Here is a 17,126-nt window from a genome sequence, read left to right as displayed (position 1 = left end):
AGGCCCGGCTGGTGGGGTCGGCAGGGCGGCGTCAGTGGCTGCCGGACAGTTCCCCGGACAGGGCGTCGTGCATGCGGGCGCTGGGCGGGTTGAGCCCGATGATGCGGACGGTTTTGCCGCGGGCGGTGTACTTGGCTTCGACGGCGTCCAGGGCGGCGACGGAGGAGGCGTCCCAGATGTGGGCGTCGGTCAGGTCGATGACGACGTCGTCGGGGTCTGCGGCGTAGTTGAACTGGGAGACCAGGTCGTTGCTGGAGGCGAAGAACAGCTCGCCGGTGACGGCGTAGACGACCTGGTGGCCGTCGGGGTCGACGACGGCGCTTACCTGGGCGAGGTGGGCGACCCGGCGGGCGAAGATGACCAGGCCGGTCAGTGAGCCGACGACGACGCCGATGGCCAGGTTGTGGGTGGCGACCACGACGGCGACGGTGATGACCATGACGCCGATCTCGCCGGCGGGCATGCGCTTGAGGGTGGCCGGGGCGATGGAGTGCCAGTCGGAGACCGACGGCTTGATCAAGTACACGATCACCCAATTCACCTACGACGAGGTCGGCAACCGCACCAAGGTCATCACTCCGCGCGGCGTGGAGACCACCGACGACCCGGACGACTTCATCGCCGAAACCAAGTACGACAAGCTCAACCGTCCCGAAGAGGAGATCTACCCGTTCGACCGGGACGACCCCAAGTACAACACCCCCGACTCGGTCAAATACGTCTACGACCAGGTCTCCCGGCTGAAGGAGATCTCCGCCCCGCCATCGCACGGGCAGACTTCACCTACGACCGCAACCGCCTGATGACCTCCGTCACCGACGGAGCCACCAGCACCGACAACTACGACCCCTACGGCCGGCTGCGCACCATCACCGGCGGCGGCAAGGTCCAGGAGAATTACACCTACGACGGCTTCGACCACGTCACCCGGCACGAGAAGCTCGGCGGCGACGGCGCCACCACCGTCACCAGCTACACCTACGACCCCCTCGACCGCACCACCACCAAGACCGAGAAGGAAGGCTCGGCCTCCGCCAAGACCACCACTTACTCCTACCTCGGCCTGTCCGGCGAGGTCCTGGACGAAGAGGTCGCCGGCAAACTCACCAAGTCCTTCCGGTACAGCCCGTGGGGCGAACGCCTCTCGCAGGTCAAGGTCAACGCAACCGGTGCGGAGGAGTCGTCCTACTACGGCTACAACGCCCACACCGACGTCGAATAGATCACCACCGACGCCGGCGACACCCGCGCCACCTACGGCTACACCGCCTACGGCAAGAACGACGACAAACTCTTCACCGGCGTCGACAAGCCCGACCCCGTCGACCCGACCGCCAAGGAGGAGTACAACCCTTACCGCTTCAACGCCAAGCGCTGGGACAACTCCACCGGCATGTACGACATGGGGTTCCGCGACTACAACCCGGGCCTCAACCGCTTCCTCAACCTCGACAGCTACAACGGCGCCCTCGACGACCTCAGCCTCGGCCTCGACCCCTGGACCGCCAACCGGTACGCCTTCACCTCGACGGGCACCAAGGCTGCACGCCTGGCGAACCATGCGCCACCGGGCGTAGATCCGCGTCCGGCGATCTCAACCCTGACGGGACGCCAAAACGTCGCAAGACCCATAATATTGTTCTCCCCTCCGGGAACGCATGCCGAGGAGGATGTCGACCACCAGCTGAGCAATCTTCGCTGCCTGCACCGCCACGGGCAGAGGGAAATGCCTGGGACTGTATTGGGGGCTTCTACCAAGCGATCTCAACATGGACGGCCCCTGTCGCGGGTGACTGCTCAGATCCTTCCTGCCGAGCCAACTTCGCCGAGTTCAATAAGGACATTCTGGGTCTCGACACCAGCTCGGAGATGTATCTCGCAGGACAGCGTCTCATCGTGGGAGAACCCCAAGAGAATACGAACATTGGCATAGTGGTCCCGCCATCTAAAGCTATTGGACAAATTGCCAAGGGCGCCAACCAATTAGCTGGATGGGTCACGCGAAACGCCGCCCGGGCAGCCGAAAAGAACGGATACAATCGCGCCGGACACGAGCTAAAGAAGCATGCGACACGGCCTCAGAACATAGGGAGATGGCCGACGCCAACCGGCAAACAGAACCCAGCCGCATGGAATGCGCTCGGACAAGAAATGGTGGATAAAATTACGCAAGACCCTCGCGTGGCCGTACAGCTCTGGACCAATAAGGTGGGCGAGGAGGTTATGGACTACAGCCTGCCCTGGGGCGGGGTACAGTTCAGGCGGCCCGGCGGACAGGGAAACTGGACCTTGCACTCGTTCAGAAATTAGAGGATAGATCCATGTACGAGCGGGAGGCCAATGGGCGCCTCATCGAGGTGTCAGTGCTCAGCGTTCCAGGCACAGACGACTGGGTTGCAGAAATCTGGGATCTATCTCCGGATGGCGGCGAGCTCATGCACGTCTACAAGCTGGCAAGCGGCGAGCTTCAACTCGATCTACTAGGTAACAGGATCGAAATCGAGTTCGCGCTAAAGTGGATAGAAATCGCAAAGGCCGAACTCCGCGAATACTGAAGAAATTAGTACTCGCATACAATGAATAGTCCAACTCTTCACTCGAGGCCGATCTCGAGATAGCAAGAGGAAGTCGCAAAGTCCCGCCCACATATTGGGGCGGGACTTTGTTATCTGCAACAGGTGCGGCAACATCGAACTTAAATGGGTGTGGGTGCCAAGAACTCGGCCGCCCTATGCGATCTGCGCGTATTCGTGGATCAGCCCGCCGAGGCGGTCACGTCGAATGACCTTGATATCGTCCTCGACCGGGTCGGGAAGGGCTCGCAGCGGAGCGGCCTGGCCCAGGGAGCGATGTGGGCGATGCTCATTGAAGTGGGCCTCGTAGATGGCCAGCACGCGCCGTAAGTGGCTGTGGGGCTCAATTAATTGGATTCGGTGTCTGACCTGCCGGTTCTCTGTGGTTTTAGCTGGCGATCTGGTACTGGTTGATGAGGCCGCCGAGGATGGCTCTGCGGTGGACTCGGTGGTTGGCCAGGTCGATGGAGGCTGGCGGTCCGGTTTCAGTTTACGCTGGGGATAACTGTCCGATGCCGCGGCGAGGCCGGGCCGTGTTGTTATGCTCCAGGTAGCGGATGAGCGTTCGGCGTAGATGGCTGTACCGCATCAAAAATCATCGCACAGAGCCGACTCGGTACTTCACGGCGTCGCCATGTGGCTCGTACACATCAGTGACACGGACGCGTGATGCGACACCGGCGGGTCAGCCGTGCTCGGTCCGTGCTCGTCCGTCCCGGAATACGCCGACAGTTCACGGCACGGCCGGACACTGAAATCGACCCAGCGCTGGACGGACAGACATTAACTGACACGACGAATCAGCAAACGATCTTTCTTCTAATCCGACGGTCGCAGGTTCGAATCCTGCAGGGCGCGCTAGGTATCCGAGTGATCCACAACTGGCCTGGTAGACCATTGCCAGACCATCGCGTCAGGAGCCCGTCTTCCGAGACCGTGCTCGACGGTGCGCACGACGCTCCAGCCCTGCACGTCGCGGTAGTAGGCCACGAGACCCGGGTATGGGCCGGTGCCGCGCCTCACCCACGTACGGCCCTGGGCGGCGGCCTGGTGCAGTGCCCACCAGGCGATCAGGCTCCCGGGTCGCTGGCTGCTCAGGGCGGGGTCGGTGATCGTGGTGGCAAGGAAGATGGCAGGCTCGGCGCGCTCGGCCTCGTCCGGCCACAGCAGCGGCGAGCTCTGCTCGTAGAGGCTGGTCACCCCGACCACCTGGCCGTCGTCGCCGGTCATGGCCCACACCGGGAACGCGGGGTCGCCGGCCTGGGCCGCGAGCTCGGCCGCTTTCCCGTGCCAGCCCTCCCAGCCGGGTAGCTCCCGCTCGCGCATCCATGCGGCGCGGGCCCGGATCAGCGTCTCGATCTCGGGCCGGTCCTCGACACGTGCGGGCCGCATCCGGAACATGGTGGTCACCGTAGCGCCTCCTCGTTCGCGGGGAGGGGTGATCTCCTCACTCCCCTGCTGGGTTGGTCATCCAATCGCTGTAGGCCTGCAGGGCTCGCCTCGTGGCTTCGGCGCGCTCCTCTGGTGTCTGCTCGCGGTCGTCTTGATCGGCGACGGAGGCAGTCGCACGCAGCTCGCTGCGAAATAACACCGCATCCAGCGCCTTCCGGCCCGAGGAGACAGTCCGATGCTCGGTGTCTGTCAGGTATCGCGAAAGCCGTCGTCAAGTCGCATAAGCCCAGGTGAAAGGGGGTGGCCGTAAACATGAGATGCACAAGCGAACCTCGCCTGAAAGGAACCTCTCATGGGCCGCACTTCCCGTTCACTTCTCGGCCTCGCCGCTGCCATCGCGACAGCCGTGACAGCTTTCGCTGTCCCCGCTGCGGCGCACACCGCCGAAAAGCCCATTAGGTGCATTGGCCGCAAATCCACCGGCCCAACGTCCAGCCGGATCAGCGACCATTGGCGCTCCTTGGGCGGCGTGGATGGTCCCCTCGGCTGCCCAGGGAAAGAACGCCCGAACGGGTCCGGAGCACTACGGCAGTTCTCGCGGGGCGTGATCGCCTGGTCGCCGCAAGTTGGGCCCGGAGCCTTGCTGACCGTGATCGACAACGGCCGCAACGCTCGCGGCCGAAACATCACGTTCAAGTGGGACCACATGGGCACACACTGGGACTTCTACATCGTTAGGGTCGTGGTCAACCCGCAAGATGGCAACCAGTTCAAACAGTTCGACGTCGCTCGGACAACCCCATGGAGCGGTCAGTTCACAGTCAACACGCGAGATGTCAGGGACTTCGGCTCGACCACCCATGGCCACTCCACGTAGCACAACGAAATCACCTTCCACGTCAAAGGCTGCGACAAGGGCACCATCGACTCCGACTGCGGCCCATTCTGGAGCGACCACGTCACCTACACCTGGCTTAGTTAGAAGGGTGAACCGCTCGAGCTAACGCTCGCCAGCTGTCGGTTACGCGTCGACCCGCCCCGGGAGACGATGAGCGCCCTCACCCCCATGGGTTGAGGGCACTCAAGCGCCCGCTCCAGTACGGCGTCCGGGCGAGGCTCGTCCACGAGCAGCGCGGCCAGCCGCTCCTCGGCGGTGAGGTCGGCCCACTCTTCAGGACTCAGTCCGTGGGGGATGTCGTGAGCGTCCATGACGCCAGCATCGGCGCTACTGGCGTGCGCGGTCCCGGGAACGGCGCTTTGCCCTGGCATGCGCCAAGTCGACCACCGGAGCAACCTCCTCCAGCTCAGCCAGGGGCACGAGGCGGCCGACGGCCTTGACGCTCCAGCAGTAGTCGATCAAGTAGCGAGTGCCCCGCACCCAGTGGGAGACACGCAGGCACGGCCGCCCGTTCAGGAGGATGTGCTCGACCTCGTAGCCATCCGGGCCGAGCCAGCGCACCATGAGGGCGAGCATACGCCCAACCGGGCATAACGGCTTATTCTGGACATGAGATGCCCCGGCGGACCTCATCACCCGGGGCATCGTCGCGTCTACCGCTCGATGGTCCGACCTTCGGCGAGGGTGACGCCGCCCCAAACGCCCCAGGCGTCTCCGAGCGCCAGCCCGTATTCGAGGCACTCGACGCGGACGGGGCAGCCCTCGCACACCGCTACGGCAGCCGTCCACCAACGGGGGCCGGCCTGCTCGGGCTGGAAGAACCTGTCGGGGTCGGTCTCGGCGCACAGGCCCCAGGACATCCACTCCTCCGCCGCGGCGGCCTTGGTGAGGTCGTCCATCATGTCGGCGAACACGGGACCTCCTCCCCCGTCAGCCAGCGGCCGTCGTGGGGCATGACCCGGCCGCCGGCGACGAGCGCATACACCGCGGCGTAGGTTTCGCCCAGCTGGACAGGGCAGGCGGCGAGCTTGGCGATGATGACCGCGAGACGTCGCGGCAGCGGGCCGAGGACCTCCAACGCGGTGGTGCAGTCGGTGATCTCGGCCTGCCAGACAGGTCGTCGGGCGTCCTCCGGTTCGGCGTGGGACAGCCACCGGCGCAGTGTGGCGCGGCGGGCGGCGACGCGCGTCACGAACTGCTCGACGCGGCGGCCTCGGTCGTGCACGGCGACCGACAGCTCGACGAGGTCCTCGGCGAGGTCGCGGTCGAGGCGGTACGGCGTCCACCCCTCACCTCGCAGCGGGCGGACGCCGAGCGCGAGGGTCGCGCCGAGCAGGGACCGGATGCTGGTGGGGTCCAACCCTGTCGCTCGGGCTCGGCCGCACATCATCGCGGCGTCGGCGCCGAGGTCGGTCGTGTCCGCCAGCACCTCGGCTTGGGCGGTCCAGCTCACGTGTGCACACCTCCATTCGGTGACGGATTGTGACGGCGGTCGGCGACGGGTAGAAACGTGTCAATGTCCCAGCCGATCCCCGTATATGACCCCCCGGGGGAGGGGCGTGGGACATTTCCCGAGAGGGGCTGCTGGGACAATTACGATCACTCTTCGTGTTCGTCGGCGGTGTCGATCGCGTCGTCCTCGGCCTGCTCTTCCGCCTGCTCGATCAGCTGCTCCGTGGACAGGGCCGGGTCCGGCTCGGGCGCGGCGGGCGGCGTAGGGGCGAGCAGGTGCCAGCTCGCGCCCCGGCCTTTGCCGCGCAGCTCGACGATCCCCTCGAACCTGAGCCGGTCCAGGCACCGCCACGCGCCCGACTTGGACAGGCCGCGCTCGTGCCCGAGTTCCTGCTCCATCGCCCGCTCAATGTCGCGGGTCGAGGCGCCCTCGGGCCGGGCGACCATGCGCAGGATGACCGTGCGCAGCTCGGGATCAATGACGGTCTGCTCGGCGGCCTGGCGGCGCCGCTCGATGGCGACCGCGCGCCGCTCTCCCGCTGTCAGGTTGGTGTCGAGGCTGCCGGTCTGGGCGAGGGTGGCGCGGGCGCGGTCGCGGGCCTCGGCGGCCCGGCCGGTGGCGTCGTGCTCGGGCATGCTGCTCTCCAGGGGGGTGACGGGCGCGCTGCGCTTGGCGGGCTTGGGGGTCTTGGCCAGGCGTGAGGTGGGCGGCTCGATGGACAGCAGCTCGGTCACCACGTCGGCGCCCATCTGCTCGACGATGTAGGCCATCAGGCCCGGCTCCAGCTCGGCAGGTCGGCGCCGCGCGGCCAGGTGGTCGATGTCGGTGAGCTTGTCGAGCTTCCAGCCGCGGCCGGTCGACCACTGGCCGCCGATGTAAAAACCAACACCGCGATACTTTCCTGGCAACGCCTCAGCGAGGCGGGGGGTCGGCGCCGGAGCTGGATAGTCCGCTTCCGGAGTCTTCGTGCTGTTCTTCGCGCAGTGCTAAGCACGAGGCGTGCCGTAGCCTCGGCCGCCTGGTGATGGAGTTCGGGCAGGACTGAGGTGTAGGTGTCGGAGGTCAGCACGATACTGGCGTGGCCGAGTTGACGCTGCACCGTGCGCAGGTCCACATGCGCCGCCGCCAACGCCGTGGAGGCGACGCCACACCGCAGGTCGTGCAGCCGTACCGGAGGCAGCCCGCTGGCCGTCACCAGGGCGCGGACTTCCCGTCGTGCGCCGTTCCCTGACCGGCGGGGTGTACCAGGTATCCGTCGATTGACCGATGCCGGCTGTAGAAAGCTACGATCGCGTGGGTGGATGTGAATACCAGGCAATTGCGGTATTTCGTCGCTGCCGCCGAGGAGCTGAACTTCACTCGCGTCGCTGCGCGGCTGCACATCGCGCAGCAGGCGCTGAGCGCTCAGATCAGGCAGTTGGAGAAAGCTGTCGGTGTGACGCTGTTTCGGCGGACGACTCGGACGGTCGAGCTCACCTCCGCTGGTGCGGCGTTCCTCAGTGAGGTTCGTTCGGTGCCGGTCGCCCTCGACCGTTCCGTCCGCGCTGCGCGGCGGATCGAGGCCAACGAATCGGGTGTGCTGACGATCGGTACCGGCGAGGGCGGGGCGCTGGCTCTCACTGAGCCGATTCTTTCCGTGTTCAGGGCGCGTCATCCGGGTGTGCGGGTCGATGTCAAGGTGTACAGCTACGCCGACCCGTCCGCAGGGCTCGCTGATGGTTCGGTCGATGTCGCCTACCTGCGGTTGCCGATCGACGGTGGGGACTGGCTGCGTAGCGAGACTCTGTTCGTTGAGCCGCGCGTGGTGATGTTGCCGGCCTCGCACCGGCTCGCTGCGTGCAGCGTGATACCGGCGGCCGAGCTGGTTGACGAGCCGATCGTCGGACACTTCTGCGACGACCAGGCATGGATTGACTTCTGGTCGCTGGCCGAGCATCGAGACGGGAAGCCCGCGAACTTCGTGGGCAGGGCATCGTCGCTGCTCGAGGAATTGCAGTGCGTCGGAGCAGGCATGGGGTGTGTCGTCACCGTCGCGTCAGCACGGCTTGTGCCGTCGGTGGGTGTGACGCTGGTGCCGCTGGCCGGCGCTCGCGGCAGCGAGCTCGCGGTCGGCTGGCGCGCCGATCAAGAAAGCGATCTGATCAGCTCGTTCGCCGCTGTCGCCCGCTCTGTCCGCGACGCAAACCCCGAGGCCGTGTACGCGCTGGAGCATCCGGACATGAGCGACCGGACGATACCGCCGGTGCCCGGCGTGATTCACAACCCAAGTCGGTGAATCCCGCGCAGATTGCGTGTTTCCACCGGCGGTGCCCAGGTTCTTACAGTTGGCTCATGCACACATTGATCGTCCACCTACCCGATCACGATTGACCGGATCGGAGCCTCGCATGGTGTGGCGTAACTGGGCAGGCAACCAGACGTGCCGACCAGCGGTCATGGCCAGCCCTTCGACGAGAACCGAAGTGGCGCAGGCTGTCGAGCGGGCGGCGGTCGCGAATCATGTGGTCCGTGTCGCGGGGGCATCGCATTCGTTCACCGATGCGGTCGCCACCGACGGCATGCTGCTCTCGCTGCGGCATTGCAACCGCGTGCTGGACATCGACCACGCGACACACCGGATCCGGGTCGAAGCCGGGATAACTCTGCGTGAACTGAATCGAGTAATGGCCGAGAACGGTTTGGCCTTCCCGAATCTCGGCGACATCGACGCGCAGTCGATCGCGGGCGCCACCGCCACAGGTACACACGGGACCGGCGCACGCCTGCAGAACCTCTCGGCCTGCCTGGTGTCGATGGAACTCGTCACGGCGAACGGCTCGACGATCGAGGTGAACGCCGAACAGGATCCGGATATCTGGCGTGCCGCGCGGGTGAGCATCGGCGCCCTCGGTATCGTCACCGCGGTCACAATCCAGGCGGTACCCGCGTTTACGCTCGAAGCAGTCGATCGTCCGATGGCAGTCGAGGACGTACTCGTCGATCTCGACGAACTGCTCGCAGCCAATGAGCACTTCCAGCTGTTCACCTTTGCGCACAGCCCGGTGGCGATGACATCCGCGCGCAATCGGGTCGACCTCGCGCCACGGCCGATCTCGCGCGCCCGCGAGTGGGTGGAGGACGAGCTCGTGCAGAACCACCTGTTGCACGCGGTGTGTGAACTCGCCCGGGTCGCTCCGCGGGTGAATTCGCCGCTGCAGCGCCTGGGCTCCCACCTCGCGGGCTACTCGCACCGAATCGACCGCTCCGACAGGATCTTCGCGACACCGTTACGGGTGCGGTTCGTCGAGATGGAATACGCCATCCCGCGGGAGCACACCGCCGAAGCGGTTCGTGCGGTTCGCGCACTGGCGCGGCGTCCCGAATTCAATGTGACCTTCCCGATCGAGGTCCGCTGGGTCGCCGCCGACGACGCCTATCTGTCACCAGCCGCCGGGCGCGACACCTGCTACATCGCGCTGCACCAGTACCACAAGCTGGCATCTGAGCAATATTTCCGTGCGGCCGAAGTGATCTTCGACTCCTTCGGCGGTCGGCCCCATTGGGGCAAGCAGCACTTCCAGACCCAAGAAACGCTGCGCCCGCGCTACCCCGCATGGGACAGCTTCGCGATCGTGCGCAAACGGCTCGACCCCGACCGGCGGTTCGCGAACTCCTATGTCGATCGAGTCCTGGGCACGGCATGAACTCTGCAATGTTGCACAAGCGATTTCCCGCGCTCGAGCGAACGCTGCCGTTCGCCCGGCTCGGCGACGGCCCGACACCGGTGCGGGAGCTCACTGGGCTCACGCGGAACAACCTGTGGTGCAAGGACGAAAGCGGATACGGCAACGGCGGCTGGGGTGGCAACAAGGTACGCAAGCTGGAATGGCTGCTGCCCGAGGCGCGCCGGCGCGGGGCGAGCACGATCTTCACGGTCGGCGCGACTGGGACAAACTGGGGCCTGGTGGCGGCGCTGTACGCGCGCGACCTCGGCATCGACACCGTCCTGGCACTGATCGATCAGCCCGAGGACGACCATGTCCGCGAACAGCAGCGCAGATTGCGGCAATCCGGCGCGACAATGCACTTCACCCACAGCAAACCGCTGACGATCGCGGCCGCGCCGTGGTTGCTGCTGCGTCACACGCGTGGATTGAAGCTGCCGTACTACCTACCCGCAGGCGGCTCAGCGCCGATCGGTGTGCTCGGCTATGTCGAGACGGGGCTGGAGCTCGCCGCGCAGGTGGCGGCGGGTGAACTGCCGCAGCCCCGGCACATCGTCACGGCCGTCGGCTCGGGCGGGACCGTTGCGGGACTCGCGCTGGGTTGTGCGCTGGCCGGACTGCAATCGCAGGTGCTGGGAGTGGTGGTCAATGATACGCTGCCGCTCGGTGCGTGCGATCTCGTCCGGCTCGCCGACCGGACCGGGACCGTCCTGCGGAAACGCGGAGCGGAATTCGACGTGCCGCTTCTACGGCTCACCACCACCCGTGAATACCTGGGCCGCGGTTACGGTCACCCCACGCCCGAAGCCGCCGCCGCGGCACGGGTTGCCGCGTCCGCCGGGTTGCGGCTGGAAACCGTGTACACCGCCAAGGCGTTCGCGGCAGCGCTGGCGGCTGACCTGGACGGCCCGGTGCTGTTCCTGAACACCTACGGCCCGAGAGAGTAGTCATACGTGCCCGTCACCGCCTGCGCCGAGACGGCCGGCCCGAGCAGGGCCAGTGCACCGAGGACGACCGCAACCATCGAGGCGGCGATCATCCTGAGCAGCCGACGGCCAGGGTGAGAAGTGAAGGATGTCATGGGGACCTCCTGCTGAGGATTTGGTGAACGGGCACATCGTCGGCTGGGGATCTTTGGTGCCGGACCACGTGAAGTTCGTAGTCCCCGCCTCTGGAATCTCTCTCCTGCGTGGCTTACCGTCACCTCGTGATCAACATGGGGGCGTTGCTGGGCCGCGACGAGGAACGTAAACGGTTGCAGATGTTGCTCAGTCACGCGCGCAACGGCCGCGGTGGCTCGCTGCTGATCACTGGAGAACCGGGCATCGGTAAGACGGCGTTGCTCGGGGAAGCCTCCGGAGCCGCCGGCCTGTCGCTGCTGCACCTGGACGGGGCCGAGTCGGAGATGACCCTGCCGTTCGCCGCGATCCAGCGGCTCACCATTCCACTCGGTGCCCAGTTGCCCGCCCTGTCCGAGCGCCAGCGGCAGGCTATCCAGGTCGCCTCCGGTCTGGCCGAAGGCCCGCCGCCCGACCGGTTCCTGGTGGCCATGAGCGTGCTGGCCCTGCTTGCCGCAGCCGCCGCCACGACTCCGGTCGTCTGCCTCGTGGACGACGCACACCTGCTCGACCAGGAAAGTCTGGACGTCATGGCGTTCGCGGCCCGACGCCTGGCCGTCGAGCCGGTCGTGCTGCTGTTCGCCGCCCGCAACGAGAACGGCTTCGCCTCGCGTATGAGCGGCATCCCTGAGCTGACACTCACCGGACTCAGCCAGGAGCCCGCGACCGCCCTGCTGCGCCGCTCACTCCGCGCGCCGATCGACCCGGCCTCCGCGGCCGCGATCGCTCGCGCCACCGGCGGCAATCCGCTGGCACTCATCGACCTGGCCGAGGACCTCTCGGCACAGCAACTCGGCGGCCTGGGTCTCGGCAGCGATCCGATCCCCGTGGGCCGCCACCTCGAAGCGCACTACGTACGGCAGGCGCGACGGGCCGACGTCCAGGTCCAGCAGTGGGTACTGCTGGCCGCCGCCGACACCACCGGCAACTTCGACCTCGTCACCGCCGCCGCGCACGCGATGGATCTTGGCAAGGAGGCCGCCGATCGAGCCGAGAGCGCCGGCCTGGTGGAACTGCGGGAATCGATCCGCTTCCGGCATCCACTCGTCCGCTCGGCCATCTACAACGCCGCTTCAGGCGCCGACCGCAGGCGCGTGCACCGAGCCCTGGCCGCCACCGCCGACCAGCTCGGGATGGTCGAACTGGAGGCCTGGCACTCGGCCAAGGCCACACTCGGCACCGACGCGCAAGTCGCCGACCGGCTGGAACACACCGCCGACCTCGCCGCCCGCCGCGGCGGCTTCGCCTCCCGCGCCAGCATCCTGACCCGCGCCGCCGAACTGACCCCGCCCGGCGGTGACAAGGCTTCCCGGCTGGCCGGAGCCGCGGAGGCGGCGCTCGCGGTGGGCGCGGCCCAGATCGCCCACGAATTGCTGGGCAGGATCGACCCCTCCGTCGTCGATCGTGTCCAGCGCGGACGCATGATCGTCGTCCGCTGCGGGGTGGGCCTGTTCATGGCCGACCCGACCGTGCTCCTGGGCGCGGCGGCCGAACTCATTCGCGCCGCCGACGACTTCCACGGCATCGACCCCCAGCTTGAGCAACGTGCCGCCATCCTGGCCTTCGACGCCTGCGCCGTGGCGGACCGGTTCATGCTGGACATCTCCCCGCAGGAGGTGGGTCAGCGACTGGAAACCGCGGCACGCTCGGCCGACGGATCGGGCGCGACGATCCTGGCCGGACTCGGGGCGCTCATCCTGCGCCCTTATGCACAGGCCGTCCCGCTGGCCAGGGCGGCTTTCGACGCGATCTTGGAGCTGCCCGACCACGAGATGATGTCCATGGCGACGGCCATCGCGGCGCTGGGCACCTTTCTCTGGGACGACAAGGGTCGAAGGGCCGCGCTCGAACGGGCCGCCGCTGCGGCCCGCGAGGCCGGTGCGCTGCAGGCCCTCGACTCGCTGATGTGGGTCATCTCGCTGGCCGAGCTGACCGGCGGCACGGTCGTGCGGGCCGAGGAGGCCATGGAGCAGGTCCGAGAGGCGCGGCTGGCGATGGGCTACGACACCGAAAACGTGATCAACGCCGCGTTGATGGCATGGACCGGTGCGCCGCGCGATCTCGTCCTGGCCATCGCGGACGGAGCACGTGCGATCGGATTCGGCGGGGTCACCATCTCCGCCCTGGCGGCTGTCGCCCTTCGCGACCTGGCCGAAGGCGCCTACCGTGACGCCTACGACCGGCTCAAGCCCATGGTGCGCGAACCGTTTCTGCAGGTGACGCCCATCAAGTACGCCGACTTCGTCGAGGCCGCCGTGCGTAGTGGACACCTGAGCGAGGCGGTGCCGTACACCAATCTGCTCAATGAGCTCGCCGCCGCCAACGGCTCGGCGTACTGCCGTGGCATGGCCCGCCGCGCACAGGCGCTGACCAGCCAGGACGCGACAGCCGAAGCGCATTTCCTGGCCGCGATCGAGGCTCTGGGCCCCACGTGCGCGGAGATCGAACTGGCCCGCACCCATCTGCTGTACGGCGAGTGGCTGCGCCGGATGCGCCGCCGCCGGGAGGCGAGCGAGCAGCTACAGGCCGCGATCCGGCATTTCGAGCACAGCGGCGCCCACATGTTCCTGCCCCGTGCCCACGCCGAACTTGCGGCCGCCGGGGTCAAACCGGCCGCCCCCAGCGACTCCGAGACGCCCGACCTGACCTCCCAGGAACTGACCATCGCCCGGCTGGCCGCAGCCGGCCACACCAATCCGGAGATCGCAGCCAACCTCTTCATCAGCGTCAACACCGTCGACTACCACCTGCGCAAGGTGTTCCAGAAGCTCGGCCTGTCCTCACGCCGCCAGCTCGCGGACCGGCTCAAGGCCTCCGACGGCTGAAGGACTACGTGAATCACGTGGTCCGCCCGCCCCGCGCCGGCGACAGGCTCGATCCATCCCATCGAGCCAAGGGAGGCCACCATGCCTTACGTCACCACCGACGACGGAGCCCAGATCTTCTACAAGGACTGGGGCACTGACGGTTCCCCGGTCCTGCTCAGCCACGGCTGGCCGCTCAACTCAGACGCCTGGGAAGCCGCCGCCCTCTTCCTGGCCGAACACGGCCACCGCGCCATCGCCCACGACCGGCGCGGCCACGGCCGCTCCTCTCAGACCTGGCACGGCAACGAGATGGACACCTACGCCGACGACCTGGCCTGCCTCATCAACCACCTCGACCTGCGTGACCTCACCCTGGTCGGGCACTCCACCGGCGGCGGCGAGGTCGTACGCTACCTCGGACGGCACGGCAGCGCCCGCGTCGCCAAAGCGATCCTGGTCGGAGCCGTGCCACCGCTGATGGCCCGCACCGACGACAACCCCGAAGGGCTGCCTGTCGAGACCTTCGACGCCATCCGCGCAGGCGAGGCCGCCAACCGCGCCCAGCTCTACCGCGACCTGGCCGACGGCCCGTTCTTCGGCCACAACCGCAAGCAGGACGTCCCGCAGGGATTCCGCGACGCCTTCTGGCTGCAGAGCATGGCCTGCGGGCACCGCGCCGCCTACGAGTGCATCGCCGCCTTCTCCGCCACCGACTTCCGGCCCGACCTGGCCAAGATCGACATCCCGGTCCTAGTCATCCACGGCGACGATGACCAGATCGTCCCATTCGAGGTCGGCGGCGAGCGCTCAGCCAAGCTGATCGACGGCGCCGTCCTGAAGGTCTACGAAGGAAGCGGACACGCCCTGCCAGACACCGACCGCGACCGCCTGCACGCCGACCTGCTCGCCTTCATCAACGCCTGACCCTGCGAAGGAGCTTAACGTGAACGACAACCTCCGCCCCGACACCGTGGTCCTCGTACACGGCCTGTGGGTCACCCCGCGCAGCTGGGAGGAGTGGATCAAGTACTACGAGGCCAAGGGTATGACCGTGCTCGCCCCCGCCTACCCCGGCTTCGAGATCGAAGTTGAGGCCCTGCGCGAAAAGCCCGAGATCATCGCCAACCTGACCGTCTCGGAGACCGTCGACCACCTGGCCGCCGTCATCGATTCCGTGCCCACCCCGCCGATCATCATCGGCCACTCCTTCGGCGGCACGCTCACCCAGCTACTGCTGGCCCGCGGCCTCGGCACCGCCGGAGTCGTCATCGATTCCGCACCCACCGAAGGCGTCAGGGTCAACCCGATCTCCCAGGCCAGATCATTGTTCCCGGCACTGAAGAACCCGGCCAACCGGCACAAGGCCGTCGGGTTCACGCCCGAGGAGTTCCACTACGCCTTCACCAACACCCTGACCGAAGAGGAGTCGCGCAAGGCGTGGGAGCGGTACGCCATCGCAGCGCCCGGCTACTGGGTGTGGGAGTACGGGCTGTTCGCCAACTTCAAGCCTGGCCACCAGGACACCTGGGTGGACTATGCCGCCGACCGAGCGCCCCTGCTGTTCATCGGCGGCGAGAAGGACCACATCATGCCGCCCTCGGTCAACAAGTCCAACGCCAAGCACTACCACAAATCACCCGCGGTCACCGAGTACCACGAGTTCGCCGGGCGTGACCACTGGACCTGCGGCGCGCCCGGCTGGGAGGCTGTCGCCGACTACGCCCTGACCTGGGCGCTGGAGCACGCCGCCCCCTGCGCCCGCGCCGGTGAAGGCGTCTGACCCAATGGACACGAAGCGGGCCCGCCCATGACGACCGTCACGCACGTGGGCGGGCCCACCGCCCTGATCGAGCTGGACGGCTGGCGCATCCTCACCGACCCCACCTTCGACTCGCCGGGACGACGGTACGGGTTCGGCTGGGGCACCTCTTCGGTCAAGCAACGCGGTCCCGCCTTCGATGCCACCGACCTCGCCGACGTCGACGTCGTGCTGCTCAGCACGACCACCACGCCGATAACCTCGACGGCCTCGGCCGCGCCCTGCTACCCAGCGCGGCGACCGTGGTCACGACTCGGCCAGGCGCGCGCCGCCTGGCCCTGCCCAACACCCGCGGCTTGGCGGCGGGCCAGACAACACGGCTGACCGCGCTGGGCAGAGCGCCGCTGACCATCACCACCACCCCCTGCCGGCACGGCCCGCCCCTGAGCCGCCCCATCGCCGGAGCCGTGATCGGCTTCGCCATCTCGGTCGATGACCGGCCGGGCAGCGCGGTCTGGGTCACCGGAGACACCGTCATGACCCGAGCCCTGCGCCGCGTGGCCCGAGACCTGGACGTCGACGTGCTAATCCTTCACCTTGGAAGTGTCCACTTCCCCATGACCGGCCCCTTGCGCTACTCCATGAACAGTCGCGAAGCCGTCGACCTGCTCGCCCTGGCCCGGCCACGGGTGGCCGTCCCAGTGCACTACGACGGCTGGTCCCACTTCGCCGAGCCGGTACGGCACGCACAAAAGGTACTGGCCGCCGACCCCGGCTCCCGATCCGTCATCCGCTGGCTACGGCCCGGCGTGCCCACCGACCTGGGCTCGTCCGAACCCGTCACACCATGACGCGGTGATCGCGGCGGCCGGCGTGGCGTATCTCACCGCCATCGTCAAGGGAAACCCTGACGACGCACCATCCGCCGTCGGGGTTTGACGAGTCCGGCGAGTTCGCAGCCGATGCCGGCGGGGTTGGCGCTCACGCCCAGGACGTGCACGCGCCGTGTCGCCTGTACCGCATCAAAACTCATCGGACAGAGCTGACCTGGTACTTCACGGCGTCGGCCATGTGGCTCGAACACATCAGTGACACGGACGCGTGATGCGACACCGGCGGGTCAGCCGTGCTCGGTCCGTGCTCGTCCGTCCCGGAACGCGCGGGCAGGTCACGGCACGGCCGGACACTGAAATCGTCCCAGCGCGGGACGGACAGACATTAACTGACACGACGAATCAGCAAACGATCTTTCTTCTAATCCGACGGTCGCAGGTTCGAATCCTGCAGGGCGCGCTTTGATCATGGCTTTCACCTGCGGTAACGCATGTCACGGCACCCTTGCGGAACATTGTTCTGGCCCATCCGTGCTCCTACCGTGCTCGCCCGTACCAACCCTGTACACACCATGATCACCATGCCGTA

At 67.1% G+C, this 17,126-nt stretch carries 21 protein-coding genes and 1 pseudogene; 13 read left to right on the top strand and 9 right to left on the bottom strand.

Annotated features, from left to right (window positions below):
- Window positions 1-31: 31 nt before the first annotated feature.
- Entirely contained in the window at window positions 32-532 is a 501-nt protein-coding gene (locus ABZX22_RS28995) for an STAS domain-containing protein (protein WP_354914646.1), read from the bottom strand.
- Here ABZX22_RS28995 and ABZX22_RS28990 point away from each other — a divergent pair.
- From ABZX22_RS28990 to ABZX22_RS28975, 4 genes are all read left to right on the top strand, one after another.
- On the top strand, window positions 513-803 hold the full coding sequence (locus tag ABZX22_RS28990) for a hypothetical protein (protein ID WP_354914644.1): 291 nt from the start codon (window positions 513-515) through the stop codon (window positions 801-803). The two genes, ABZX22_RS28995 and ABZX22_RS28990, sit on opposite strands and share 20 nt — an antisense overlap.
- Window positions 803-1,222 (top strand): hypothetical protein, encoded by a 420-nt coding sequence (locus ABZX22_RS28985; RefSeq protein WP_354914642.1) that lies wholly within the window; start codon window positions 803-805, stop codon window positions 1,220-1,222. Before ABZX22_RS28990 ends, ABZX22_RS28985 begins: the two co-directional genes overlap by 1 nt.
- Window positions 1,223-1,933, top strand: a complete 711-nt coding sequence (locus tag ABZX22_RS28980; protein ID WP_354914819.1) for an RHS repeat-associated core domain-containing protein — start codon at window positions 1,223-1,225, stop codon at window positions 1,931-1,933.
- A 388-nt stretch (window positions 1,934-2,321) separates the two neighbouring features.
- Window positions 2,322-2,555 (top strand): hypothetical protein, encoded by a 234-nt coding sequence (locus ABZX22_RS28975; protein WP_354914640.1) that lies wholly within the window; start codon window positions 2,322-2,324, stop codon window positions 2,553-2,555.
- 174 nt (window positions 2,556-2,729) lie between these two features.
- Here the strand turns inward: ABZX22_RS28975 and ABZX22_RS28970 are convergent, their stop codons facing one another.
- The gene (locus tag ABZX22_RS28970; RefSeq protein WP_354914638.1) at window positions 2,730-2,894 is read right to left on the bottom strand and encodes a hypothetical protein; all 165 of its coding nucleotides are present in this window, start codon (window positions 2,892-2,894) and stop codon (window positions 2,730-2,732) included.
- A 537-nt stretch (window positions 2,895-3,431) separates the two neighbouring features.
- Window positions 3,432-3,983, bottom strand: a complete 552-nt coding sequence (locus ABZX22_RS28965; RefSeq protein ID WP_354914636.1) for a hypothetical protein — start codon at window positions 3,981-3,983, stop codon at window positions 3,432-3,434.
- 334 nt (window positions 3,984-4,317) lie between these two features.
- Between ABZX22_RS28965 and ABZX22_RS28960 the strand changes: the two genes are divergently transcribed.
- Complete coding sequence (locus ABZX22_RS28960; protein WP_354914634.1) at window positions 4,318-4,842, top strand: hypothetical protein; 525 nt, start codon at window positions 4,318-4,320, stop codon at window positions 4,840-4,842.
- Window positions 4,843-5,190: 348 nt separating this feature from the next.
- Here ABZX22_RS28960 and ABZX22_RS28955 read toward each other — a convergent pair whose 3' ends face one another.
- The 5 genes and pseudogenes from ABZX22_RS28955 to ABZX22_RS28935 all read right to left on the bottom strand — a co-directional run.
- On the bottom strand, window positions 5,191-5,427 hold the full coding sequence (locus tag ABZX22_RS28955; RefSeq protein WP_354914632.1) for a hypothetical protein: 237 nt from the start codon (window positions 5,425-5,427) through the stop codon (window positions 5,191-5,193).
- A gap of 89 nt (window positions 5,428-5,516) precedes the next feature.
- A complete protein-coding gene (locus ABZX22_RS28950) occupies window positions 5,517-5,777 on the bottom strand; it encodes a WhiB family transcriptional regulator (protein ID WP_354914630.1) in 261 nt (86 codons plus the stop codon).
- Window positions 5,762-6,316: a hypothetical protein gene (locus ABZX22_RS28945; RefSeq protein ID WP_354914628.1), complete on the bottom strand. Its 555-nt coding sequence runs from the start codon at window positions 6,314-6,316 to the stop codon at window positions 5,762-5,764. The genes ABZX22_RS28950 and ABZX22_RS28945 overlap by 16 nt, the downstream gene beginning before the upstream one ends.
- Before the next feature lie 146 nt (window positions 6,317-6,462).
- Window positions 6,463-7,224 (bottom strand): hypothetical protein, encoded by a 762-nt coding sequence (locus ABZX22_RS28940; protein ID WP_354914827.1) that lies wholly within the window; start codon window positions 7,222-7,224, stop codon window positions 6,463-6,465.
- A gap of 140 nt (window positions 7,225-7,364) precedes the next feature.
- Window positions 7,365-7,697: pseudogene (locus tag ABZX22_RS28935) on the bottom strand (tyrosine-type recombinase/integrase); the annotation flags it as partial.
- On the opposite strand from ABZX22_RS28935, the gene ABZX22_RS28930 reads away from it, so the two are divergent.
- The 3 genes from ABZX22_RS28930 (at window position 7,614) to ABZX22_RS28920 (ending at window position 10,967) form a co-directional block, all read left to right on the top strand.
- The gene (locus tag ABZX22_RS28930; RefSeq protein ID WP_354914626.1) at window positions 7,614-8,591 is read left to right on the top strand and encodes a LysR substrate-binding domain-containing protein; all 978 of its coding nucleotides are present in this window, start codon (window positions 7,614-7,616) and stop codon (window positions 8,589-8,591) included. The pseudogene ABZX22_RS28935 and the gene ABZX22_RS28930 overlap by 84 nt on opposite strands.
- A gap of 112 nt (window positions 8,592-8,703) precedes the next feature.
- Entirely contained in the window at window positions 8,704-9,999 is a 1,296-nt protein-coding gene (locus tag ABZX22_RS28925; protein WP_354914624.1) for a D-arabinono-1,4-lactone oxidase, read from the top strand.
- 8 nt (window positions 10,000-10,007) lie between these two features.
- Window positions 10,008-10,967, top strand: a complete 960-nt coding sequence (locus tag ABZX22_RS28920; protein ID WP_354914622.1) for a pyridoxal-phosphate dependent enzyme — start codon at window positions 10,008-10,010, stop codon at window positions 10,965-10,967.
- On the opposite strand, the gene ABZX22_RS28915 is transcribed toward ABZX22_RS28920, so the two are convergent.
- Window positions 10,949-11,101, bottom strand: coding sequence for a hypothetical protein (locus ABZX22_RS28915; protein WP_354914620.1), 153 nt, complete (start codon window positions 11,099-11,101; stop codon window positions 10,949-10,951). The genes ABZX22_RS28920 and ABZX22_RS28915 overlap by 19 nt on opposite strands.
- Window positions 11,102-11,236: 135 nt before the next feature.
- Here ABZX22_RS28915 and ABZX22_RS28910 point away from each other — a divergent pair, with 135 nt between their 5' ends.
- The 5 genes from ABZX22_RS28910 to ABZX22_RS28890 all read left to right on the top strand — a co-directional run bounded on the left by ABZX22_RS28910 (window position 11,237) and on the right by ABZX22_RS28890 (window position 16,555).
- Entirely contained in the window at window positions 11,237-13,963 is a 2,727-nt protein-coding gene (locus tag ABZX22_RS28910) for an AAA family ATPase (protein ID WP_354914818.1), read from the top strand.
- An 81-nt stretch (window positions 13,964-14,044) separates the two neighbouring features.
- Window positions 14,045-14,869, top strand: coding sequence for an alpha/beta hydrolase (locus ABZX22_RS28905; RefSeq protein ID WP_354914618.1), 825 nt, complete (start codon window positions 14,045-14,047; stop codon window positions 14,867-14,869).
- Between the two features lie 19 nt (window positions 14,870-14,888).
- Window positions 14,889-15,725: an alpha/beta hydrolase gene (locus tag ABZX22_RS28900; protein WP_354914616.1), complete on the top strand. Its 837-nt coding sequence runs from the start codon at window positions 14,889-14,891 to the stop codon at window positions 15,723-15,725.
- 27 nt (window positions 15,726-15,752) lie between these two features.
- Window positions 15,753-16,088, top strand: coding sequence for a hypothetical protein (locus ABZX22_RS28895; RefSeq protein ID WP_354914614.1), 336 nt, complete (start codon window positions 15,753-15,755; stop codon window positions 16,086-16,088).
- Window positions 16,061-16,555, top strand: a complete 495-nt coding sequence (locus ABZX22_RS28890) for an MBL fold metallo-hydrolase (RefSeq protein WP_354914612.1) — start codon at window positions 16,061-16,063, stop codon at window positions 16,553-16,555. Before ABZX22_RS28895 ends, ABZX22_RS28890 begins: the two co-directional genes overlap by 28 nt.
- The last annotated feature ends 571 nt before the right edge of the window (window positions 16,556-17,126 follow it).

Origin of the sequence: Nonomuraea sp. NPDC003804 (assembly GCF_040610675.1) — a bacterium.
Taxonomy (GTDB): Bacteria; Actinomycetota; Actinomycetes; order Streptosporangiales; family Streptosporangiaceae; genus Nonomuraea.
The sequence above is the reverse complement of the archived record's forward strand: the minus strand, read 5'-3'. Positions and strand labels throughout refer to the sequence as shown.